22 protein-coding genes are annotated in these 24,536 nt (G+C 49.4%); 14 read left to right on the top strand and 8 right to left on the bottom strand.

Features of this window, described 5'->3' with window-relative positions; all coding sequences use genetic code 11:
- Positions 1-68: 68 nt before the first annotated feature.
- The 3 genes from IPF95_12045 to IPF95_12035 all read left to right on the top strand — a co-directional run bounded on the left by IPF95_12045 (position 69) and on the right by IPF95_12035 (position 2,429).
- Positions 69-932 carry an MBL fold metallo-hydrolase gene (locus IPF95_12045; protein ID MBK6475418.1) on the top strand — a complete coding sequence of 288 codons (864 nt, stop codon included), beginning with the start codon at positions 69-71 and terminating at the stop codon, positions 930-932.
- 2 nt (positions 933-934) lie between these two features.
- Positions 935-1,702 carry an SOS response-associated peptidase gene (locus IPF95_12040; GenBank protein MBK6475417.1) on the top strand — a complete coding sequence of 256 codons (768 nt, stop codon included), beginning with the start codon at positions 935-937 and terminating at the stop codon, positions 1,700-1,702.
- Positions 1,703-1,769: 67 nt separating this feature from the next.
- A complete protein-coding gene (locus IPF95_12035; GenBank protein ID MBK6475416.1) occupies positions 1,770-2,429 on the top strand; it encodes a hypothetical protein in 660 nt (219 codons plus the stop codon).
- A 3-nt stretch (positions 2,430-2,432) separates the two neighbouring features.
- Here the strand turns inward: IPF95_12035 and IPF95_12030 are convergent, their stop codons facing one another.
- From IPF95_12030 to surE, 7 genes are all read right to left on the bottom strand, one after another.
- The gene (locus IPF95_12030) at positions 2,433-2,846 is read right to left on the bottom strand and encodes a Rieske (2Fe-2S) protein (protein ID MBK6475415.1); all 414 of its coding nucleotides are present in this window, start codon (positions 2,844-2,846) and stop codon (positions 2,433-2,435) included.
- The gene (locus IPF95_12025) at positions 2,843-4,978 is read right to left on the bottom strand and encodes a ComEC/Rec2 family competence protein (protein MBK6475414.1); all 2,136 of its coding nucleotides are present in this window, start codon (positions 4,976-4,978) and stop codon (positions 2,843-2,845) included. The genes IPF95_12030 and IPF95_12025 overlap by 4 nt, the downstream gene beginning before the upstream one ends.
- A gap of 289 nt (positions 4,979-5,267) precedes the next feature.
- Positions 5,268-6,458, bottom strand: a complete 1,191-nt coding sequence (locus tag IPF95_12020; GenBank protein MBK6475413.1) for a class I SAM-dependent rRNA methyltransferase — start codon at positions 6,456-6,458, stop codon at positions 5,268-5,270.
- 65 nt (positions 6,459-6,523) lie between these two features.
- Entirely contained in the window at positions 6,524-7,720 is a 1,197-nt protein-coding gene (locus IPF95_12015) for a SpoIID/LytB domain-containing protein (protein MBK6475412.1), read from the bottom strand.
- A gap of 63 nt (positions 7,721-7,783) precedes the next feature.
- Positions 7,784-8,914, bottom strand: coding sequence for a lipid-A-disaccharide synthase (gene lpxB / locus IPF95_12010; GenBank protein MBK6475411.1), 1,131 nt, complete (start codon positions 8,912-8,914; stop codon positions 7,784-7,786).
- Positions 8,911-9,219 carry a hypothetical protein gene (locus IPF95_12005; GenBank protein ID MBK6475410.1) on the bottom strand — a complete coding sequence of 103 codons (309 nt, stop codon included), beginning with the start codon at positions 9,217-9,219 and terminating at the stop codon, positions 8,911-8,913. The genes lpxB and IPF95_12005 overlap by 4 nt, the downstream gene beginning before the upstream one ends.
- The gene (gene surE / locus IPF95_12000) at positions 9,206-9,988 is read right to left on the bottom strand and encodes a 5'/3'-nucleotidase SurE (GenBank protein MBK6475409.1); all 783 of its coding nucleotides are present in this window, start codon (positions 9,986-9,988) and stop codon (positions 9,206-9,208) included. The genes IPF95_12005 and surE overlap by 14 nt, the downstream gene beginning before the upstream one ends.
- A 63-nt stretch (positions 9,989-10,051) precedes the next feature.
- Between surE and IPF95_11995 the strand changes: the two genes are divergently transcribed.
- Positions 10,052-10,432, top strand: coding sequence for a RidA family protein (locus IPF95_11995; GenBank protein ID MBK6475408.1), 381 nt, complete (start codon positions 10,052-10,054; stop codon positions 10,430-10,432).
- Positions 10,433-10,447: 15 nt separating this feature from the next.
- Here IPF95_11995 and IPF95_11990 read toward each other — a convergent pair whose 3' ends face one another.
- Positions 10,448-10,930: a hypothetical protein gene (locus IPF95_11990; protein ID MBK6475407.1), complete on the bottom strand. Its 483-nt coding sequence runs from the start codon at positions 10,928-10,930 to the stop codon at positions 10,448-10,450.
- A gap of 206 nt (positions 10,931-11,136) precedes the next feature.
- Between IPF95_11990 and lpdA the strand changes: the two genes are divergently transcribed.
- The 10 genes from lpdA to IPF95_11940 all read left to right on the top strand — a co-directional run bounded on the left by lpdA (position 11,137) and on the right by IPF95_11940 (position 24,506).
- The gene (gene lpdA / locus IPF95_11985; GenBank protein ID MBK6475406.1) at positions 11,137-12,525 is read left to right on the top strand and encodes a dihydrolipoyl dehydrogenase; all 1,389 of its coding nucleotides are present in this window, start codon (positions 11,137-11,139) and stop codon (positions 12,523-12,525) included.
- Positions 12,526-12,743: 218 nt separating this feature from the next.
- Positions 12,744-13,394 (top strand): class I SAM-dependent methyltransferase, encoded by a 651-nt coding sequence (locus tag IPF95_11980; GenBank protein ID MBK6475405.1) that lies wholly within the window; start codon positions 12,744-12,746, stop codon positions 13,392-13,394.
- A gap of 95 nt (positions 13,395-13,489) precedes the next feature.
- On the top strand, positions 13,490-14,719 hold the full coding sequence (locus IPF95_11975; GenBank protein ID MBK6475404.1) for a glycosyltransferase: 1,230 nt from the start codon (positions 13,490-13,492) through the stop codon (positions 14,717-14,719).
- A 96-nt stretch (positions 14,720-14,815) separates the two neighbouring features.
- On the top strand, positions 14,816-15,595 hold the full coding sequence (locus tag IPF95_11970; protein ID MBK6475403.1) for a polysaccharide biosynthesis/export family protein: 780 nt from the start codon (positions 14,816-14,818) through the stop codon (positions 15,593-15,595).
- Positions 15,596-15,605: 10 nt separating this feature from the next.
- The gene (locus IPF95_11965) at positions 15,606-18,065 is read left to right on the top strand and encodes a polysaccharide biosynthesis tyrosine autokinase (protein MBK6475402.1); all 2,460 of its coding nucleotides are present in this window, start codon (positions 15,606-15,608) and stop codon (positions 18,063-18,065) included.
- Positions 18,065-18,607, top strand: coding sequence for a dTDP-4-dehydrorhamnose 3,5-epimerase (gene rfbC, locus IPF95_11960; protein ID MBK6475401.1), 543 nt, complete (start codon positions 18,065-18,067; stop codon positions 18,605-18,607). Before IPF95_11965 ends, rfbC begins: the two co-directional genes overlap by 1 nt.
- Before the next feature lie 12 nt (positions 18,608-18,619).
- Complete coding sequence (locus IPF95_11955) at positions 18,620-19,699, top strand: undecaprenyl/decaprenyl-phosphate alpha-N-acetylglucosaminyl 1-phosphate transferase (protein ID MBK6475400.1); 1,080 nt, start codon at positions 18,620-18,622, stop codon at positions 19,697-19,699.
- A gap of 44 nt (positions 19,700-19,743) precedes the next feature.
- Positions 19,744-20,670, top strand: coding sequence for a transglycosylase SLT domain-containing protein (locus IPF95_11950; GenBank protein MBK6475399.1), 927 nt, complete (start codon positions 19,744-19,746; stop codon positions 20,668-20,670).
- 48 nt (positions 20,671-20,718) lie between these two features.
- Positions 20,719-23,559 (top strand): excinuclease ABC subunit UvrA, encoded by a 2,841-nt coding sequence (uvrA, locus tag IPF95_11945; GenBank protein MBK6475398.1) that lies wholly within the window; start codon positions 20,719-20,721, stop codon positions 23,557-23,559.
- A 212-nt stretch (positions 23,560-23,771) separates the two neighbouring features.
- Positions 23,772-24,506, top strand: a complete 735-nt coding sequence (locus tag IPF95_11940) for a TIGR00730 family Rossman fold protein (GenBank protein MBK6475397.1) — start codon at positions 23,772-23,774, stop codon at positions 24,504-24,506.
- The last annotated feature ends 30 nt before the right edge of the window (positions 24,507-24,536 follow it).

Genomic DNA, 24,536 nt, shown 5'->3' with positions numbered 1-24,536 from the left:
ATTCACGGGTATTTGTCGATAGCATGAACAGGGTTCACTATTCTTTCGATCATTACGACCTTTACACCATGAATCTACATGTGATCGATACGGGTTTCTTCAAACTCGATGGTGGTGCCATGTTCGGTGTGGTGCCCAGGACCGTTTGGGAGAAACGTCATGCACCAGATGCGAATAACCTCTGCACATGGGCCATGCGCTGCCTCTTGATCGAAGAAGGAGATCGACTGATCCTGATCGACAACGGGATCGGCGATAAGCAGGATGCAAAATTCTTCGGGCATTACGACCTGCATGGTGATGACTCACTTGATAGCTCATTGAAAAGAGCGGGATTCAGCACCGATGAGATCACGGATGTTTTTCTTACCCATTTGCACTTTGATCATTGCGGTGGCTCCATCAAAAGGCAAGGCGAACTGCTTGTTCCGGCCTTTAAGAACGCTACCTATTGGAGCAATGCCGATCACTGGGAATGGGCCACAAAGCCGAATCCGCGCGAAAAGGCCAGCTTTCTGAAGGAGAACATTCTTCCGATCGAAGAGAGTGGACAATTGAAACTGGTGCCTGCTTCGCGTGCGAAAGCTGACGAGAATGTGTTCGTGAAGGATGTATTCCATTCCGTGGATATACTTACCGTGAACGGCCATACCGATGCCATGATGATACCACACATTGCATACAAAGGGCGAACACTGGTATACATGGCCGATCTATTGCCGAGCGTGCATCACATACCGTTGCCTTGGGTAATGGCCTATGACACGCGGCCTCTGTTGACCATGACGGAGAAAGCTGCATTTCTTGAACGTGCTGCGGATGATCAACTGGTTCTCTTTTTCGAGCACGATGCGACCAACCAATGCGCAACACTGGAGCGCACGGAGAAAGGGATCCGCTTGAAAGAAACCTTCCCGCTTAGCGCATTATAGTTATGTGTTACACGGTCGCATATCTGACCAAAAAGAAGATCACCTACGCCAAACGTGCGGGTGCAAGTGAAGATGAGGTAAAGGAACTTCAACTGCAATTGGAAGAACTTACGGCAACGCAGCCGGCCATGTTCCACATCAGCGGGTTCGCACATCCTAAGTTGCTGTGTTTTACACGGGATGATGGCCCGAGGTTCGATCTGGTGCGTTGGGGCCTTATTCCGCACTGGGTAAAGGACCATGCACAAGCCGCAATTGTTAGCAGACAGACGTTGAATGCACGTGGTGAAACCATTTTCGAGAAACCCGCATTTCGCATTGCAGTACAGCACCGGTGCTTAATACTCGTGGATGGGTTCTTCGAATTCTTCCACTTTGCGAAACGTACATTTCCGTACCACATCCGGTTCAAGGATGATGCGCCGATGGCCTTAGCCGGGATCTCCAGCAATTGGAAAGATCCGGAAACGGGAGCATCGATCAACACCGTGAGCATCGTCACTGCCGAAGCGAATGCTTTGATGGCCAGGATCCACAATAACCCTAAGGCCAAAGGGCCACGCATGCCATTCATCATTCCGAAAGAATTGGATGAACTTTGGCTTTCCTCAAGCACTGACCGTGATCGGATATCGGACTTGATCTCACCGTTCACTGAAAATGACCTTGAGGCGTTTACCGTAGCTCCTTTGCTCGGAAAACATGCATCACCGAACACGCATCGAGCCATTGAACCCTTCGAATATCCAGAATTAGCACTTTTGGGATGATGATAGGATCCTGTTCGCTACCGATCGTTTACTTTTCATCCTTCAAGAACAACAAGCTTCTGGCATTATGAGATCATTTACCGCTTCTACCCTGATAGCATTCGCGTTTGCTACTTGTTTGCCCAATACTACAAGTGCGCAGATCAACAAGTCAGGTACCGTCCATATTGCCGCAGGTGGTGCTATCGGTTGGCATTATACCAAGAATGAACGAATGAACCGGTTCTCACCAGAGATCGATGGTGGCTTTTCGTTGGGAGCTGTGCTCGACGTTCAGGTAGGTGTGATCAAACAATTTAGTTTAGGTGCAACGCTGGAACCAGGGGCCCTAGTGCTTTTTAGCGGTGACTTTGATGCGGGAACCGGTTTTCGTACAATGGGATTCAAAGGACGGGGATACTTGCTCCAAAGTGACAAATTTGCTTGGACAGTTAGCTCTGAAGTAGGCCTTGGGAGATTGAAATATACCGACCGTATGGATGAGGGTGAAGTTAAGTTCATTGATACGGGTGTCTATTATGGGATCAGCATGGGTGTTGGTATGTACTTCAGTGAACGCGTAGGGCTCAACATGGACCTGAACTGGGTGAGCCTGACAACAACAGATCATGACATACAGAAAGATGGCGTTGTTCCACTCGCGACCGACGAGTACTACTCCTACACTCCGCTTCCGAACAAGACCAGAGGCTTGCAGTACAGCATTCAGGTAGCGTTCAAGTTCTGATGCTTACCACAGATCGAACCCGAAGATCCGCAGCGTAGTATAAGGTTTACCGAGTTTGATCACCCCATTCTCTTCGTGCACCGGAAAGGTCTCCACGTTCACGGTAAGCCCACCTCTGCATGCTCCTGTTATTGGATCGAAATGAAAGCGATGAAAAGGGCAGACCACGTGTCCCTTATCCAACCAACCACCGCTGAGCGATCGCCCTTGATGCGGGCAACGGTCTTGCATAGCGCGTAACGTTCCTTCATGACGTACGAACAATATCGGTTGCTTACCGAGCATCACGCGCAACAGGCCACCTTCTTGCAAGGATGCTAATCGCGCATCACGGATCGTGCGCCAACGGATGGAGTCTACGAGCATTGGAGCCAAGCTACGGCGTTGCACCAATTGCTGTGCGCTTGCATTGATCATTCATCAACGGATCGGCGTGAAAAAATGAATGCACCATCTTCCCGAACATCGTGCAACTTAAGTCCGTTCTCTTCGCTCCAACGCTTGACGAAAGAGCGTAACTTCCACGGCAAGTCACCTGCCAGTACGACCTGATCAGTGCGTTCGGAGATCAACTCAAGGTCCTCTTCTGCCAAGTGCTTCGTGTCATGTATAACGATCGCATCTACCGCGGATACTTCCGGCTCCTGCACCATATGATCATTCTGGGAGAAGAACAGCACTTCGATCTGAGACGAACACCAGTATCCATTGCCGATCAACGAGTTTCCAGTTCTGCTTACGTTTTCTTGGACACGATCCATATCTATCCACTCCACCGAACGCGCACCTAGGACACGTTCATGACGTGCAACTTTGCTTTTGATCCATGTTCGATCTTCAGTTCCGTTTGTATCGCTCAACACCACCAATGACCGACCCGTGGATAATGCAGCATGTAAAGCACCACGATCGTCATAGATGGTGAATTGATCCAGCTCATGTGACCGCTCGATACGGATACCGATGCTTACGAATACCGCGGCAACGCTCAGCGACCCAATGATCAGCCCTTGCCGCCATCGTAGTATCCATGCCGACATAAAGGCGACAATAATGACATAGAGCAAGATCATTTCCATTAGACTCACGCGCATCGGAGGATATGCGTATGGCAATTGTGCGAAGAATTCAGTGGTGATACCAACGCCCATCAACAAACGTGTAAGGACCCACGTGATCGCCGCACCGATCACAGGTACTTTGTACAGCAACAACAAAAGAACGGATCCATAGACAGCAAAGCCCGCTGCTGTTACGACGATCAGATTTGCTGGGATGAACCATGTCGGAAATCCACCGAACAAATAGATCGATAGCGGCGTAGTGAGCGTTTGTGCAGCTAATGAAACCGCAACCAAGCTCCAGACCTTCCGCAACAACCAATTGTCCGGTGACCAGAGGATCTCGATCGGACGCATGAAAAGAATAATACCCAAGACAGCTAGGAATGAAAGCTGGAAACCGATCTCAACAAGCATATGCGGATCAATGATCAGCAAAAGAAATGCAGCTGTGAATAGGCTGTTCAATGAATTGTTCTGCCGCGCAAACATGTCGGCCAGCGTAAAGAAACTGAACATGATCGTGGCCCTTAGCACACTCGGCGAACCTCCCGTCAGCCCTGCATATCCCCATAATGCAAGTATGATGAAAGTACCTCTGATCAACCGCACTTTTCTGCTTTCCCCGGACCAACGGAACAAAATGAAGAGCATGCCATAGATGAACCCAACATGTGTTCCCGAGACGGCCAACACATGTATGGTCCCGCTCCTGATGAATGAAGTACGTTGCTCACTTGTCAATTCATCGCGCAACCCTAGGACCAATGCCTTTACCAGAGCTCGTTCCCGTGTTGGCACAGCACTCTCGTCGATCCATTTCGATACGTGCTTCCTTAAAGAACTGAATCCATCCGTCCACGTAGCAATATGTCCGGTCACTGACCAATCATCACGCGGCGCGAAGATCTCATAGTCCATTCCTCGTGATCCAGCCCACGCCTTTCTGTCGAACCCACCAGGATCCGGCACACGTTCGATCGGGGTCACTTCTCCAACAAGCACCAACCGATCGCCTGCCATTACCGTTGCTCCATCCTCTCCGCGTAACAAGGATATCATCAACTTACCTGAGCATTCCTTCCACTCTTCCTCAGTAGTATGTGCTTGGATCTCCCCTTCGGCACGGAGCAATGCTTTGCTTATACCAGTTACTTCAGTGATGTTCACGGTCCATTGTCCCGTAAGATCCGCAATGCTGGATATGTTCTCGGGGTCCGAGTTCGGATCGCGCAGCGTGTACCAGAACACACCGAACACGAATGTCCAACACGCGAATAGGACTCCTCTTCGCCATCGTTGCTCGTAACGCGCCTTGGAACGCAGGGCGAATACAAGAGCCAGGGACGTTACAATACACAATACGAGAACAGGTATCAATCCTGGATGGGTTACATACGCTACCGAAATGCCCATGATGAAAGGTGTTGCAAGGCGCACCATGGGGGCACGCACCAAGGCACTCCAGAATAATCCTGAACTATGCATTAGAAAATCTACTACGGCCTGAAATGGCTGTGGTATCAAGCGCTTCGCTCGATTTCAGTTCGTCAGCATAGCTTCTGCTATGCCTTCTCACTGAAACCCTTGCTACCGTTGCCATTTCAACCCTCGCTACGAAGTTCCAATGCACAGTTCTGGATAATGTATCCTGCATGCGATCGACCTTTCAGTAAAAGAAGTAATTCACACAATGCAAATAGACAATGTCAATTCACATTACTTCTTTTGGAATGATGAAAATACAGAAAAATCCTACGACCAATTTTAGGGTGCCCTACTGCACTTCCAATACGAAGCACTTCAAGTAGTGCGATTCTGGAACACCCCAAAGGATGGGATGGTCCGTTGGTTGGGTACCGTAGTACACTTCGCGCAAGCGGCGGCCAGCATCCACACCGGCTTCAGCGATCATCTTGCGGAACAATTCAGGACCCATGTGCTGGCTACAGGAACAGGTTACCAGAAAACCACCTTTCGTTATGCATTTCAATGCACGTAGGTTGATCTCCTTGTATCCACGGTATGCATTATCAATGGCACTTTTACTCTTCGCGAAAGCGGGTGGGTCCAACACAATGACGTCCCATTGCTCTCCCTTGGAACTGGCGTCCGTGAGGTAGTCGAACACATTTGCCTTACCGAAGCTGATGTTCTTCAACTTATTGAGCGCTGTATTCCGCTTTGCTTGGGTAATGGCATCTTCACTGATGTCGATCCCGTAAACTTCTTTGGCACCATAGTGCGCGGCGTGCAGGCCAAAGCCGCCAGTGTGCGTGAAGCAATCCAATACCCTATTGCCGGAACTGATCTGTTGCATGGCTGCATGGTTCGCTACTTGATCAAGAAAATGGCCTGTCTTCTGCCCACCCGCCACGTCAACGGAGATCCGCAAGCCGTTCTCGTCGATGATCAGATCAGTATCGAAGGGTTTGTCAGCAAAGCCTTTGTATTGTTCAAGTCCTTCTTTTTCGCGGATAGGTACATCGTTGCGCAAATACACACCATCCGGTTTTATCGTAGCGTTCAACGCTTCCAATACAACATCCTTCCAACGCTCCATTCCGAGCGTTAGGAATTGCACCGATAGCACTAACTTCTTCGTACCGACGTCCTGGAATTTATCCACGACAAGGCCGGGCAACCCATCGGCTTCACCGAATACAACTCTACAACTGGAACCATGCCCCATGCGTAGGCGATATTGCCAAGCAGCAACGATCCGCTCAGTAATGAATGCTTTGTTGATCCGATCTTCCAAATGCGGTGTCAACAACCGGATGCGGATCATGGATGCAGGATTGATATAACCTTGCCCCAAAGGCCTGCGACGCTTATCGAAGACCTGCACGATATCACCCGGGGCGTACTCCCCTTCTTCCTTCTGGATCTGGGTACCGAATATCCATGGGTGTCCGTTGCGGATCCTGTCCCGTGTATCGTCTACGGTAATTCGCGCTTGTGCCATGCGTTACAGTGTTTACCGAAAATACCATCGGTCAGGACGGCTCCTGATCGCAACTCAACGGAGTGTCAAGGATTCGTTCCAAAGCTATTTCCCACCTGCTCTTCTGCGCGGAAGAATTCCACGGAACTAACGTCCACCAAATGGACATCTTTGTAGTAGTGGTGCAGAATATCCATGTAACCGAGCCCTGAACGTGCCATGCGCATGGACCCTTCTTGGCATAAGCCTACGCCATGCCCGAAACCTCGTCCTTCCAATACCACGTTATCACCTTGAGCATGCACGGAGAAAAAGGTGGATCGTAGTTTCAGATCTTCGCGAACATTCTTCAAAGGAACCAACGGCCACGTATTCGCCAAATAAAGATCACGGCATTCCGGTGCGTAGTTCAGAACAGCATGTAACTGGTCCTTATCATTCGTCCGGATCTTGTACTTAGTGTTCAGGTAATGCAGCCATTCCTTGCGTGTAAGTGTCTTCTTCCAAGTAGCATGAGGTGATGCCAAACAGAAGGTATCCTTGGTCGCTCGCAAATAGGGTTCCCGCTTGGACCACAGATCTTCGGCATTCACGGTTTCGCCGCCGCAATTACTGTGGAAAGTAGCATGGATCAGTTTGATGTTCGGATCAACGAGCACAAGTCCTTTGGTAGCTTCCACAGCTTGATGAATGCTATCGTTCGTATTTATGCCATAGAATACTTGGCAATGAACGCCATCGCATAATTGAAATCCGTCCAATGCATGTTTGCGTGTATTGCTTAGCGCATAAGTTCGGCAGCTTACGCTCTGCAATTTGTAATACTCCACGTGGTGCTTATTTCCGGCTTCGGCCTTCACCACTCCTTCTGTGTAAGCTTCAATATCTGCTGCATCCACCAGCTTGAAAGACCCACCGTTGTTCGTGATCGTAAGTGCGCCGGGATAGGTCCGTTCCGCCAATTTGTGATCCATGGAGCGTAGCCTGAATCCGCCACTTTCCAGCTGCGGCACAAGTTCCACAGAAGTGGTTGCAGTAAACGCTAGCGACAGTGACTTACCTTTGATCTTCCCATCAACGAGATCCACCAGTAAGCCATCGTTCGCTTTGACCTCACCGATACGTTTACCATCCACAAGCACCGAACAGTTGCCTTTTGTGCTCATGACCATGATGTGCCGAACCGTCCGGTCCTGCAATAAGCCCACGCTGATCGTACGGTCTTGAGCCTGCACAAATAAGGAAGCAAGTGTAAGGAACAGGCTTGAAATTCGTTTGATCATGGGTACTCCGTCGACGTACAGATCCCGACGAGCGCCCAAATGTATCGGGTGGCCTTGTGTACTTCAGGACGCAGGGTCCAGAGTTATCCACACGGCTTTGGCAACCTTTTTAGATGCTCCAGGGCCTCCTAGTTTTTCGCGCAAGGCAGAAAGCCCCTCGATCATGGTGTTCCGGTAGTCACCTGCGGAAGAAATTCTTTCCAATTCGGTACTCAGACCTTTTTCGTTCAGGTCGGATTGGATCAGTTCCCTTACCACTTCCCGCTCCATAATGAGGTTCACCAAGCTGATGTACTCTATGTTCACCAATCGCTTTGCCAGCCACACATTTATAGCGCTACCGCTGTAGCAGACCACCTCTGGCACTCCGAATAAAGCGGTTTCCAATGTTGCCGTGCCACTTGTAACGAGCGCGGAGTGCGCTGTACGCAGAATGTCATAGGTCCTGTCCTTGACCAGGGTGATGGGTGCGTCGCCGATCAGATCAACATAATCCGCGTCCGGAACCGAGGGAGCCGCTGCCACGACCGCACGGAACTGCGGAAAATGTCGAACGGCATTGATCATGAGTGGTAACATGCGCACGATCTCTTGCCTTCTGCTGCCCGGTAAAAGCGCGATCACAGGACGGCCATCAGCACCCGGCAAAGGCAACACCTCGGAACTGCCCTCCTGCTCGATGGCATCCAACAACGGATGGCCAACAAAATCCACATCCATGCCATATTGCGCGTACCACTCCTTCTCGAACGGAAGGATCACATACATGCGATCCACGACTTTCTTGATGGTATGCACTCTGCCTTTCTTCCACGCCCAGACCTGAGGGCTGATGTAGTAATGCACCGGTATGCCTTTTTCATGCGCCCACTGCGCTATTCGTAAATTGAATCCGGGGTAATCGATCAGGATGATAGCGTCGGGTGTGAAAGCTGCAATGTCCGCTTTGCATGCATCGATGTTGCGCAGGATACTGCGCAAATTCATGATCACCTGTGTAAAGCCCATGAAGGCCAGCTCGCTGTAGTGCTTTACCACATCGGCACCAGCAGCAGCCATCCGATCACCACCCCATCCGCGAATTTTCAGCTCCGACTTCGACCCGGCTGCTTCATTGAACAATGCTTTGACCAAGTTGCCTCCATGTAGATCTCCGCTGGCTTCACCTGCAATGATGTATATGCGCTTGCTCATAAAGCTACCAACCATAACGCAACGACAACAACTGCATAAACAAAGCTCGCGAGGATCACTCCTCGCATCGCCTTTGGCATCTCCTTACGATCATACCAGAAGAACAGCGGCAAATTTGCGATCAGCGATAGCGATAGAACGGGCGACTGATACGTGCGTGTGCCCAAGAAAAGATCATTCACGAAATAGGAGAACGTAAGATGTGGACGGATGCCCGTAACATACATCGTGGCATAGATGACAAACCCCAGTAGTGGAACCAGAAGTCCGGTGATCAACCCTAGACGCAAACTATCCGATGGCATGGTCCCACGTATTAAGGTCGGCAATTGTATGGTGCGCGGTCATATCGAATTGAACTGGAACCATACTTGCAAAACCGTTCCGAACTGCCCAAACGTCGGTATCCTCACCGTGATCTTCACTTCGGAACTCACCGCGCATCCAATAGTATTCCTTGTTCCCGGGATCCAAGCGGGTCTCGAATTCATCTTCCCAATTGGCCCTGGCCTGACGGCATACACGTAGACCTTTGAGAGCCACACCGGTATTCCGCGGAATGTTCACATTGAGACAGATACCCTGTGACATGCCGTGCTTCAACGTGTTCTCAGTAACACTGCGGATGATAGGACGTACTTGGCTGAAATCGGCATCTACCGCATGGTCCATCAAACTGAAACCAATGCTCGGGATCCCTTCCATTGCACCCTCAACAGCAGCGCTCATGGTACCGCTGTACAATACGTTGATACTGATGTTCGCCCCATGGTTGATCCCACTGACCAGCAGATCCGGTTTGCTACCGCCAAGCAATTTGTAGATCGCCAGTTTCACGCAATCAACCGGTGTACCGGTACAACTCCATGCTTCCACACCATCCATCAGTTCGACTTTTGACAACCGCAGAAAATTATGGATCGTAATGGCATGTCCCATTGCACTCTGCGGTTTATCCGGTGCAACTACGATCACACGGCCATAGGGCATTATCTCTTCCACCAGCGTGCGAATGCCGGATGCGAATATGCCATCATCATTGGTGACCAGGATCAGCGGGCGCTTGTCTTTCATGGGTGGCAAAGCTATTGGTCATCTTCTAAGTGGAAAGAACCGGCCCATCACCATCTTTGTTAAATGAAAACCCCAATACTACCCCCGAACGCTGCAAAACCCATTGCACCCTATACACCTGCAATTGCCGCAGGTGGTTTCGTATTCCTGAGCGGACAGATCGCGTTGGACCCTGGAACAGGGGACTTGCGTATGAACAGCATCGCGGAAGAAACTGAGCAGGTAATGGAAAATGTTCGCGCCCTTTTGAAAGAAGCCGGACTCGGTTTCGAACATTTGGTGAAGGTGACCATCTTCTTGAGCAACATGGACCATTATGCCGCTGTGAACGACGTGTATGCACGTTATTTCGATGATGTACCTCCTGCACGGGAAGCAGTTGCCGTGAAAGGTCTACCGCGAAATGTGAACGTGGAAATAAGCGGTATTGCAATATCCGGATAACCGGACTGACCTGATTCAGTCTACCTTTTTGGGGCGCAGAATGGAGCCATACAATGCCGTCATGGATACGGAGGACAGCGGTCCGAAAAAGCCAAGATACACCCACGGTAATACGATATGCGGGAGAAATATGCCCACCAATTGAGCAATGGCGTAAACCATGAAACCGTTCTTTCGTCCTTTATAAATGAGATAAGCACCAATGCCGCGAACCACGGTGCGTAGCAGTAAGAGCGCCATCAGCATTGCCCCGTGGTCATAGATCAAGTGGGTTAATTGTTCAATACCGGGAAGCGCATCATAGCCTCCCATCAATTCGATCTGGGGTTCAATTGTTCCCACGAATTCATCGAATGTGAGTTGCTTGATACCTAGCATTCCGATCATCCCGATGCTATAGAAAACCACAAATGCGCCAATGTTCATGAAGCTGACCGTAAGGAGTTGCTTCAATAGGGGTGCCTTTTTGTTCCCATGACCAAGTTTACCTTCCTCCATGGCGGCGAAAATAGCTGCTAACAATAGATAGGACGTTATAAGATCAATGGCTTTCACGAACGAGCTGCGTGGTTATCCGCGATCGCTAACTTCGCACCCACTTTCGGAGAGTTGACCTCATTTCCCGGTCATCTACTTCGAAGGATGATCCGGGGCATTTCCCGAAGTCTAATTAGAACAAGACAACCGCATATTCCATTCTTCCTATGACCTATGACCTGATCGTTCTCGGCAGTGGCCCTGGTGGCTATGTTGCTGCTATCCGTGCCAGCCAACTTGGACTCAAGACCGCTATTGTTGAGAAAGAAGCACTTGGCGGTATCTGCCTGAACTGGGGCTGTATTCCTACTAAAGCACTACTGAAAAGTGCGAATGTGTTCGAATACATTAACCATGCAAAGGATTATGGCATTACCGTAGGCTCACCGAAAGCGGACTTTCCAGCGATCGTTGCCCGCAGCCGCGATGTAGCAAAAGGCATGAGCAGTGGCGTGCAATTCTTGATGAAAAAGAACAAGATCGATGTGATCATGGGTACGGGTACACTGAAACCCGGGAAGAAGATCGATGTGAAAGGTGCGGATGGCAAAACCCAGACCGTTGAGGGTAAGAATGTCATCATCGCGACCGGTGCGCGTAGCCGCGAACTGCCTGCGTTGAAACAGGATGGGAAGAAGATCATTGGTTACCGTGATGCCATGGTTCTGCCTGAGCAACCCAAGAGCATGGTTGTTGTTGGCAGCGGTGCAATAGGTAGCGAGTTTGCTTATTTCTATAACGCGCTAGGTACTAAAGTTACCCTAATAGAGTTTCTTCCGAACGTGGTTCCCGTGGAAGATGAAGATGTGAGCAAGCAACTGGAAAAAAGCTTCAAGAAACAAGGGATCGAGGTAATGACCTCTTCCGAAGTGACCAAAGTGGATACCAGCGGTAAAGGATGCAAGGTGACCGTGAAGACCCCAAAAGGTGAGCAGACCATTGAATGCGATATCGTGCTGAGCGCAGTAGGGATCACACCCAATATTGAGGGTTTCGGCCTTCAGGAGATCGGAATTGTTACCGATAAAGGGAAGATCAAAGTGGATGACTTCTATGCCACGAACATGCCCGGTTACTATGCCATTGGAGATGTTACCCCAGGCCAAGCACTGGCCCACGTAGCTAGTGCTGAAGGAATCATCTGCGTAGAGCAGATCGCAGGAAAGAACCCGCAAAAGCTGGACTACAACAATATTCCCGGATGTACTTATTGTAGTCCTGAAGTTGCCAGCGTGGGAATGACCGAGAAACAGGCGAAAGAAAAAGGACTTGATATCAAAATAGGCAAGTTCCCCTTCATGGCCAGCGGTAAAGCAAGTGCTGCCGGCGCAAAGGACGGTTTCGTTAAATTGATCTTTGATGCCAAGTACGGTGAGCTTCTAGGCGCACACATGATCGGCATGAATGTTACCGAAATGATCGCGGAGTGCGTTAGCATCCGGAAACTCGAGACCACTGGACACGAGATCATTAAGACCGTTCATCCTCACCCTACTATGAGCGAGGCGATCATGGAAGCTGCAGCGGCTGCTTATGGCGAAGTGATACACCTGTAGATCAGGTCCTTTCACGTTATTATGGAAGGCCAACCTACTAATGCGCGCTGCTTTTTATTATCAGCGCGATCACCGTTGCTTTTCTAACACGATCGTTACAACTCATTTTGACCAAGGACAGCACTCTTGCCTCGAAGTTCTTCGACAGTGTTTCTGATCGATACAAGGAGAAGTACGGCAAAAAAAGCGCTTTCCACCATTACTTTTTTAACCAAAGGTTGCAGAAAACCCTCCAGGGGCTGGACCTTTCGGATAAGGATGTTCTGGACATCGGTTCAGGCACAGGTGATCTCTATGATGAGGTGATCAGCCGTTGGCCTACCACCCGCTTTTTTGCGACCGATATTTCTGGAGGCATGCTCGCCCAAAGCAGGGTGCCGAACGATCACAAATTCGTTGGGCACGGTTATGACAATCACTTCAGCACCAAAAAGTTCGACCTGATCACCATGCTAGGCGTTACGACCTATATGGATGATGAAGAATTGGAGAAGAACCTAGCATTTATTGCGAAAAGTCTTAAACCGAACGGACAGGTCATTGTGTCATTCACTAATTCCCATGCCTTGGATCTTTGGATGCGCAATTTGGCGAAGCCCTTTTTGGCCTTGACCGGTAAAAAGAATAAGGTAATGACAAGCGGTGTACCTATCTATCCTCGCTCTGCGGCGATCGCTAAAGGAGCCGTTGGTCGTTATTTCAATTCACCTGAACTTCACTTGCTTAACCAAACCGTGTTCCCCTTTTCTCGTGTGCTACCGAAGCCAGCAATTGTTATTGCAAAGTGGATCGATAGTGTGCCAGGAAATTCAGCATGGAAACGATGGCTAAGCTCCGACCTGCTATTAAAGTCCAGTATGATCACCTAAGTAGGCAACCAATATCATCTTTTGCGTCTTACTGCTTGAGATGCGGATCCGATCCAATAGCCCATTGACCTACTTTTATCACCAGATGCTCAACAATGCCTAAGGTTCTTCGAATAATCAACCGATTCAATCTCGGTGGGCCAACCTACAATGCCGCCTATCTATCCCGCTATATGCCAGCGGAATACGAAACATTACTTGTTGGCGGTAGTCAAGAGGATACGGAAGAAGGGAGCCATCACATCCTGGATGCGATCGGTGTAAAACCCGTGATCTTACCGGAATTGCAGCGGGAAGTAGCACCATGGCGCGATCGTGGTGCATACCGACGGATCAAAGAGTTGATCAAAGAATTCAAACCGGATATTGTACATACCCATGCCGCAAAAGCAGGCGCAGTGGGACGCATGGCGGCAGCCGACATGGGCGTGAAGGCCATTGTTCACACCTTCCATGGCCACGTTTTCCATAGCTACTTCGGTCCGGTAAGAACTGCTATGTATAAGAACATCGAGCGCTTTCTGGCGAATAGGTCCTCTAGCATAGTTGCTATCAGTGAGCTTCAAAAGACTGAACTCGTTGATGAGCACAGGATATGTAAAGCTGAAAAAGTGAATGTGATACCGCTCGGGTTCGACCTTAGCCGATTTCAGGATGACCGCGAAAAGAAGCGCGCCTTGTTCCGCCATGTTTATGGCATTGCCGCAGACGAGATCGCTATCGGGATCGTTGGACGCTTGGTTCCTATCAAGAACCATGACCTCTTCATTGATGTGATAGCGCGTATGGAAAGACGCACCGGTAAGAAAGTGCGCGCATTTGTTGTTGGGGACGGAGAGGAGCGTGAACGCCTTCAGCAGTCAGTCCAGGAAATGGGTCTTTCCCAGGTTAACGGACCGTATTTCAATGGACATGGTTTCGGCCACGGAGTTAACGGAAAACCCGCAGTGGACAGGGCTTCCATAACATTCACGTCTTGGATCAAGGAAGTGGATATCGTTACGGCCGGTCTTGACATCATGATGCTTACTTCCTTGAATGAAGGGACCCCGGTGAGCCTTATTGAGGCACAAGCGGCAAATCTCCCCGTGATCAGCACCAATGTTGGCGGGATCGAGAACGTTGTGGTACAAGGAAAAACCGGATTCCTGCATGACAGCGGTGATGCAAATGGCCTTACAGACAGTCTATTACAGCTTGTTGAAGATGAAGGACTGCGCAAACGCATGGCAGCCGAAGGGTGGGATCATGTTCGTGAAAAGTACCATTACACGCGCCTTGTAGCGGATACGGCACGCATGTACGACACGCTACTGAACAACTAAGTATTAACGTTGGGATCACCTTTCCGTTGCCTCTTGTTCATTCTTCATTCATCCCTATTTGATCCAGCCACTAGGGTTGGTTACTTTTGCCCACCTATGACCCGGTCCATACGAACCCACTGGCTAACTGCGCTCGCGCTATTAGCGTTGCTTTCTGGTTGCACGATCAACCGCGATATCATGTTCAAGACATCCACCGATCAGGTGTATGACGCATTCGCTGATTCTGCCAAAGCACCTCTAAAGATCCAACCCAATGATATTCTTCAGTTCCGCTTGTTCGCCAACGACGGATTCAAGATAATCGACCTGGTCTCTGAGGGTGCGTCGCGGGATGCGCAGATCCTATCCAAGATCCAATTCAACTACAATGTTGATGAGAATGGGAATGCTAAATTTCCACTTATAGGCATTACAAAGGTCAATGGTCTATCACCTCGTGAGGCGGAATCCATGCTCGAGGACCTTTTCAAGGTCTATTACAAAAAGCCCTTCGTGCAGTTAATTGTGGTGAACAGACGTGTCGTGGTATTCCCAGGCGGTGGTGGAGATGCCCGGATAGTAAGCTTGGATAATAATAACACCACATTGCTCGAGGTCCTTGGCCAGGCCGGTGGATTAAACAAACGAGGAGATGCACGTAAAGTAAAACTCTTCCGATTGCAGAAAGATGGAGGTGGCCGTGATGTCTATTCCTTCGACATGTCCACTATCGAGGGTCTCAAATATGCTGATATCGTAATGCAGGGGGATGACGTTGTTTATGTGCAACCGACCCCTGAATTAGCACGAGAAGCACTATCTGACCTTACTCCCATAATCACGCTTCTTACAAGCATAGTTCTTGTGATCGGCATCGTTAGAGGATTCAAATAAGGCTGAGCGCATGTTAGCCGACGATTCCAGCCAACGTAATCTCAACATTGAGAGCTACAAGGAGCGCATCACGAATTTCAGCAATGAGTTCGAGCTGGGGTTGTTCCTTTTCATTGTTCGCCGCAGTCTGCTTTGGATCTTTTTATGTGTGCTAACAGCGTTGGCCGCAGCACTCGTCTACCTACGATATACTGCTCCGATCTATGAATCCAAGGCTATTGTTCAGCTTCGGGCGAGCAATACCGCAAAGCAAGTTCTTGAAATGTCCACCTTCGGAGAGGACAATAATCTGTTGGCCGACGTGGAACTGATGCGTTCAGCTTTCTTCATGGCCAGGGTGATCAAGAAAATGCCGATGGAAGTCAGCTACTTCAATCGCGGCCAGATCCTTACTGAGGAGTTCTACACCCGTTCGTTCTTTAAGGTTGAGCAGCTGACCGTGCTGAACGAAAAGATCCGTGATATACCGATCTTCCTGAATTTTGCCAATACGGATCGGATCCTTCTGAGCTACTCGATCGGTGAGGAAACCTTCAATTTCGATGTTGCAAGGCAACAGATCGTCCGAACGCCACATTTCAGTTGCATCATTAGACTATCTGACCCTGATTATGCAGATGATGGTGATATCCGATCAGCGCTTTTCATGCGGATCAATTCCACAGGATCATTGATCTCCAGATTTGTTGCCTCCGTTCAAGTGCAGATCGCGGATGCAAATGCAAAAACGGTCGTTGTCTCTTGCAGGGACGAGAACCGGATCCTAGCAAGGGACCTGGTACAAGCCATGGTAGAGGCCTTCATCATATATGATGTTGAGCGCCAGAGTGAAAGTGCTGAGAACATTATCCAATTCATCAGTAGCCAAAAGGATACAGTATTCAATGAACTAAGCCAATCCGAATCCAGACTTCAGGATTTCAAAATGAAGAACAATGTGGCGAACGTTGAGCAATTAACGCCCATATACCTGGAACGCAGACGGGCATACGAGGATGAAATGGCCAACCTTTCCATGGACATTGCGCTTTTGGAACAGATCAAGATCGCAACTGATAAACCTATGCCGGAGATCAATGCGTACGACCTTGTTCCGCTATTGATCGGTACACAGTACGAAGGCTCGCTGAAAGGGCTGATCGACGACATGCAAAAGTTATTGAATGGACGAACGGCCATGTATCTGGAAGCCACCGATCAGAACTTGAGCGTCATGAGCCTTGAACACCAGATCGAGGTTCAAAAACGTGTAGTCATTGAGACGATCACTACGATCCGATCGCGGGCAGTGGACCGTATGCAAGAGCTGGATCAACACCTTCGCCATTTCGAGAGTGAATTCCTCTCGCTTCCCGAAAAAGAATTGGAATATGCGAGCGTGGAAAGGATCTTCAACATCAACGAGAAGTATTACACTCAATTGCTGGAGAAAGAAGTCGAGTATCGAATAAGTAAGGCCGGCTTCGTTGCGGAGAACAGGATCCTTGAGAACGCTAACCTTGCCAATGATCCGGTAAGCCCTAAACGTAACGTGATCTTTACCTCATACCTGGCCACCGGACTGATCCTGAGCTTTCTCATTGTGCTCGTCCGCTATATCCTCCATGATAACATTACGACCCTTCACGATATTGCCAAACTCTCCAACGCCAGCATAGGAATACTTGGTATGATCCCGAAGTACAAAAAGGAAATACCCATTAGCCAATTGCTCATTGATAAGAATCCCAAATCACTTATTGCGGAGTCATTCCGAAGTGTTCGTACAAATCTTCAATTCGTTGACAACACACCGGGGCCTAAGATAATAGCCATTACAAGTACGATCTCCGGTGAGGGAAAAACATTCGTGGCCATAAACCTTGCTGGTATAATTTCATTTGGTGGAAAGCGTGTGATCATTCTCGATCTCGATATGCGAAAACCCAAGATCCACCTCGGATTTGGTGTCGAGAATATCAAAGGTATGAGCACCTTGCTTATCGGAAAGGATGATCTGGAGAACTGCATCCAGCACAGTTCTTTGGAGGGTCTTGACTTCATAACCGCTGGACCGATCCCACCGAATCCTTCGGAACTTATTATCAGCCCACGAATGGACGAGTTGTTAGAGACGTTGAAAGAAACCTATGACGTTATACTGATAGACAATCCGCCTGTAGGGCTGGTCACTGATGGCATACCAATGATCCAACGAGCGGAGTACCCGATCTACATTTTCCGTTCGGATTACAGCAAGAAACAATTCGTTCAGAACGTGGACCGATTGATCAATGAGAACAACATCAAGCGATTGAGCACCATATTGAACGGTGTGGATATTGATCGTAACAAATACGGTTACAACTACGGCTATGGGTACGGCTACGGGTACGGCTATGGAACTGGCCAAGGGTATGGCGGCGGTTACTACGAAGAGAAAAGCACCTCCCAACAAAAAGGTTTCTTGAACTGGCTCCTCGGACGATAATGTGGGATGTACAAAGAACTGCACTGGATGGGCTTCTGCTCTTAACGCCCAGGATCTTCAGCGATCCGCGTGGTCATTTCCTTGAAACGTTCAATATCGTGGCATTCAAGGAGGCTACAGGTCTGGAAGTGGATTTCGTGCAGGACAACGAAAGCCTTTCGAAAAAAAACGTACTTCGAGGATTGCACTTCCAAGCAGAGCCCCATGCGCAAGGTAAACTGGTGCGGGTGGTGCAAGGCGCTGTGCTCGATGTAGCGGTGGATATCAGGAAGAACAGCACAACTTATGGGCAACATGTGAATATCCGATTGGATAGTATGAGCAAACGGATGTTCTGGATACCTCCTGGATTCGCACATGGCTTCGTTGCATTGGAGAATAATACCGTATTCGCATATAAGTGTTCGGCTCAGTACAATAAAGCCGCGGAAAGAACCATCCAATGGAATGATACTGACCTTGCAATAGATTGGGACGTAACAGATCCTATCATCAGCGAAAAGGATGCAGTTGGAACGCCGTTCAAAGGCAACTGGGGGTAACAACGCAGTGCAATGATGTACAGCCCCACACAACAATTCCTGATCTACACCGGCCTCTTCTTCGCGGCTTTGGTATTCAGCCTTATGATCAACTCGGTCTTTATGCGCTTCGCACGCAATCTGGGGATCCGCGAGCAGAACCAAGCCATGGAACGATGGAGCGCAAGTGCGAAACCGGCCTTCGGGGGTATCGGCTTCTTCATCTTGTTCCTTGTGAGCTTTACATTGCACGGTGTTCTTTTCCCCGAAATGACCCTCACTGCATTGAGGCCCGATCTGCTCGGTCTTCTTGCCGCTACTTCTTTGGGTTTCATTATGGGCCTCGCGGATGATGCGTACAACACGAACCCGCTTCTGAAATTGGTCGCACAACTTTGCTGTGGTGTGATCCTGATCGCTTCAGGTACATGCATCGACGTATTCGAAACACGATGGTTCAATATCGCACTGACATTGATCTGGGTGGTTGGCATGATGAACTCCATCAACATGCTGGACAATATGGATGGAATAACCACTGTGGTCAGCATCGGCATACTGGTCGCTGGACTGATCGTGCAACTCGTAATTGGACCATTGGAACCCGTCTATATGGTCCTGATGATCGGTCTGATGGCATCACTCTGCGGATTTCTCTACTTCAATTGGAACCCATCAAGGATGTTCATGGGAGACACCGGAAGTCAATTGCTCGGTGTTTTTCTCGCATTTGTCGGGATCCGATTTTTCTGGAACGCAGTTTCTTCAGAAGGTGAATGGGAACCGGCTCGTCAACTGATAGCACCCTTGATCGCTTTCCTCTTACCCATTGTGGATACCACTATTGTTTCATTCAACAGATTGGCGAAGGGTACTTCCCCATTCGTTGGCGGACGTGATCACACGACACATCACTTGAGCTATGCTGGGTTGAGCGATGCCAAAGTGGCCTTTACGTTCATTGGCATCTCCATGCTGAACGGGTTTCTTATCCTGGTCATGTTCAAATTTATTCCGGTCTGGGAAAATTTGTATACCGGACTATTCGTTCTTTACGCACTGGCCGTTTTCGTCCCCTTCTTCATTCTTACGAAAAGAACCCGGCCAGCATAATACCCATGCGATCAGCTACTGGAACATTAACTCATCTTGCTCGCGTGACCCTGATCACCTTGGTATTGTTGGGCGGAGGTCTTTGCATACACTGGCTTACTTTTTCCACCACTGTGTCAGATAGCGACCTGGAGCACCAACGGCTATTCAATGATAACTACAAGGTGTTCTCCCTGACCATTCCCGATCAACTCGAATTCTGTGGCGAAAAAGTTCCAATGGAACGGCTTGATGTACGTGAACGATTGGATAGAGAACTATTGATCAATACGTATTGGCAGAGCAGCACATTGATCGCCCATAAACGAGCGAACCGGTGGTTCCCGTTGATCGAAGAGATCCTGAAGCGCGAAGGTGTTCCTGAGGACATGAAGTACCTCTCCGTGATCGAAAGCGGATTGGCCAACGTAGTATCACCTGCAGGAGCAACTGGTTATTGGCAGTTCATGAAAGAGACCGGTACATTGTACGGTCTGGAGATCAGTGGCGAGGTGGATGAACGTTACGACATGGAGAAAAGCACCATTGCCGCTTGTAAATATCTGAAAGCCTCATACAAACGCTATGGGAACTGGGCGTTGGCGGCTGCATCGTACAACCTAGGAGTAGGTGGTGTCGACAAACAATTGGGCCGTCAAAAACAAGACAGTTATTTCAATCTGCAGTTGAATGACGAGACCTCGCGGTACGTGTTCCGGATGCTAGCGATGAAAGAAGTGTTGCAGGATCCTGAGCGTTACGGCTTCCATTTACGCGCAAAAGACCTTTACCAGCCTTACAGGACACGTGTACTGGAGATCAATGGAGCAGTGGATGACCTAGCTCAATTCGCCATCGACAACGAAACGGACTACCGCACTTTGAAACTGCTGAATCCTTGGCTGCGTGACTCCCGCTTAGCGAATCAGAACGGCAAGGCATACAAAGTGCTTCTTCCCGGCAAAGGGTTCGATGAAGGCGGAGCGGAGTAACTTCGCGCTTCCCCAGTTGTAATTCTCGTTTTGAAGAACATCCCGTTGATCGAGCCGAGCGCTCCTGACCTTACCGAAGCACAAGACGAATTCATTGAAGTTCTCGGTGCACGCGTCCACAATCTCAAGAACATCGATGTGCGCATTCCACGCGATAAGCTCGTTGTGATAACAGGTCTTAGTGGAAGTGGTAAAAGTTCGTTGGCATTCGATACCATTCACGCCGAAGGTCAGCGTCGCTATATTGAAACGTTCAATGCTTATGCACGACAATTCCTCGGTGGCATTGAGCGACCCGATGTTGATCTGATAACAGGTCTGAGCCCGGTGATCGCGATCGAACAGAAAACGATCAGTCGCAACCCGCGTAGTACAGTGGGGACCATAACAGAGATCTACGACCTCCTCCGTTTACTCTTTGCACGTGTTGCCATTGCATACAGCTATGAGACCGGAGAACCAATGGTACGTTACACTGATAAGCAGATAACGGACCTCATCAGTGCGGAGCATTCCGGAAAGGAAGTATTGATCCTTGCACCCGTGATACGTGGTAGAAAAGGACATTACCGCGAACTCTTCGAACAATTCCTACGCCAAGGTTTTCTTCGCACACGTGTAGATGGAGTGGTGATCGAACTCACTAGCCGTCCGCGCCTTGATAGATACAAAGTGCACGACATTGAACTCGTGATCGATTGCTTGAAGGTCAAGGATAGCGACCGAAAACGCTTGAATGAAACGTGCAACACTGCTTTGAAGTACGGGAAGGGAAATCTTATGGTGGTGTATGTGCACACCAATGAAGCACGCTATCTAAGCCGTCACCTGATGTGCCCTACCAGCGGCATTGCTTATGAGGAACCCGAACCAAATCTCTTCAGTTTCAATTCACCTTATGGTGCATGCCCACGGTGTAACGGATTAGGCCAAGTAACCGAGGTCGCATTGGACAAGATCGTTCCCGACAGGAGCAAAAGTGTGAAGCGCGGTGCGATCTCTCCCCTTGGTAGTTATAAGAACAGTTGGATATTCAAGCAGATCGAAGCCGTTATTAAGACCTTCGGACATGACATCAACACACCTCTTGAGGAGATGGAGGATAACGTGCTGACCGCTTTGTTGAACGGCATGGACGAACCGCTGAAAGTGACGAGCAGCATTGGACTCAGCGATCGGAATGTGCAGTTCGAGGGCATAATTCCTTTCATCCTGGAACAAAGCGATACGGGTACGAAAGGTGCACAGAAATGGGCAGCCAGCTTCACGCACATGGTGGATTGTCCGGTCTGCGAAAGCACGCGTTTGAAGAAAACGTCGTTGTACTTCCGCCTAGGGGATAAGAATATTTCAGAGCTGGCCAATATGAGCATTGCCGACCTGCATGGTTTCATGGAAGGTCTGATCGAACGCTTGGATGAGAAAAGTGCCTTGATAGCGCGCGAAGCGGTGAAAGAGATCACTGCGCGCAGTGGTTTTTTATTGGATGTGGGATTGGATTACCTCACGCTGGACCGAAGCTCCCGCTCCCTTTCCGGAGGTGAAGCGCAACGCATTCGACTTGCTACACAGATAGGCAGCCAGCTCACAGGTGTGCTGTACATTCTGGATGAACCAAGCATCGGCTTGCACCAACGCGATGATCAGCGGCTGATCGGATCGTTACGTAATCTGAGGGACGGAGGTAACAGTGTGATCGTGGTTGAACACGACAAGGAAATGATGATGAGCTCCGATCACCTCATCGACATCGGCCCTGGCGCCGGCGAGCACGGTGGCCGGATCATGGCTGAAGGTCATCCACACACACTGGCCAAGGGTGATAGTATAACTGCCCAATACTTACGCAATGAATTGCGGATCGAGGTGCCAAAGGAACGACGTAAAGGGAACGGTGAACGCATCATTCTACGCGGTGCGAATGGCAATAACCTGAAGGATATTGATGTGGAGCTTCCGCTTGGCAAACTGATCTGCGTTACAGGTGTCAGCGGAAGTGGAAAGAGCACGCTGATAGGTGATACGCTCTACCCTATTCTCAGTAAACACTTTTATCGCAGTACCAACCATCCTTTGGAATACAAGAAGATCGAAGGAATGGAACACATCGACAAAGTGATCGAAGTGGACCAGAGTCCGATCGGTCGCACGCCACGGAGCAACCCCGCTACGTATACAGGTCTGTTCGATCATATTCGTGAATTGTATGCGCGTTTGCCCAGTGCCAAGATCAGAGGATACAAGGCTGGTCGCTTCAGCTTCAATACCGTCGGCGGCCGATGCGAAACATGCAAAGGCGCCGGTGTACGCTTAATCGAAATGAACTTCCTACCCGATGTCAGTGTGCCCTGCGAAACGTGCCGTGGTAAGCGCTATGACCGTGAAACATTGGAAGTACGGTACAAAGGAAAGAGCATAGCGGATGTACTCGCTATGCCGGTTGAAGAAGCCTTGGAAGTGTTCCAGGACATTCCACAGATCGGCATGAAGCTTAGAACACTGTTGGATGTAGGCCTCGGATATGTGACGCTCGGACAGAGCAGTACCACTGTCAGTGGCGGTGAAGCACAGCGTATAAAGCTCGCCACGGAACTCAGCAAACGCGATACCGGTAGAACATTCTACATCCTCGATGAACCGACCACCGGCTTGCACTTCGATGATGTGAAACAACTGATCCGTGTGCTGGACCGCTTGGTCGATCATGGGAATACGGTCCTCGTGATCGAACACAACATGGACATCATCAAGATTGCGGACCACTTGATCGACATGGGTCCTGAAGGTGGCGCAGGTGGTGGACAAATTGTAGCACGAGGTACGCCGGAGGAAGTAGTGATGATGGGTCGCGGACATACCGCACCTTATCTCGAGAAAGAATTGGCTTAATGGTCACCTTGCGAATAACGTGGATCGCACTTCTTGCACCGTTCGACCATTGCGTAATTGGGGTCGTGAATTTGCCTTGCTCAATCGAATGACGTGGCCTGGATCAGTACGTACCCGTTGAAAAAGAACCGTACTATCCCGTTCTACAGTACGCGCTTCTTTTCTATCCTTGTTGGCCTGCGCAACCTAGTGCATGCATACTGCACCTACCAATGACCAAGAAGACCCCTAAAGCGCTGGAAGAAAGCGAACGACGAATTAAGAAAGCATTCAAGCGCAAAGGCTGGAGCGAAATAAAGGCCAATGATAGTTGGGTGATCTTCAAAGTAATGAGCGAATTCGTGATGGGCTTTGAGGCCATGCAACGGATCCGCCCATGTGTAAGCATATTCGGCAGCGCACGTACCAAGCCGGAACATGCCGCATACAAACTAGCAGAAGAGATCGCATTCCAATTAACGGGCAACGGTTACGGCGTGATCACTGGCGGTGGCCCGGGTATCATGGAAGCGGCCAATAAAGGTGCACAGCGCGGAGGTGGTACAAGTGTTGGTCTGAACATTGATCTACCCTTTGAGCAAGAACCAAATCCTTTTATCGATAAGGAGAAGAGTCTCGATTTCGACTACTTCTTTGTGCGAAAAGTGATGTTCACTAAATATTCGCAAGGTTTCGTTGTACTTCCTGGTGGCTTCGGAACATTGGATGAACTATTTGAAGCACTAACGCTGATCCAAACACAAAAGATCGGTCGCTTCCCGATCATCCTTGTCGGAAAGAAATACTGGCAAGGACTTATCGATTGGATGCGTGCAACAATGGGCGAGCAACACGGCAACATCAACGTGGCCGACCTGGATCTATTCACGGTAGTGGACAAACCCGAGGACGCGGTAAAAGCGATCAACGCGTTCTATAGCAAGTACATGCTGAAACCGAATTTCTGAATTGTTCGTCCAATGCGGATCGCTTTTCCG

The sequence above is a fragment of the Flavobacteriales bacterium genome (assembly GCA_016704485.1).
Classification (GTDB): domain Bacteria; phylum Bacteroidota; class Bacteroidia; order Flavobacteriales_F; family PHOS-HE28; genus PHOS-HE28.
The sequence above is the reverse complement of the archived record's forward strand: the minus strand, read 5'-3'. Positions and strand labels throughout refer to the sequence as shown.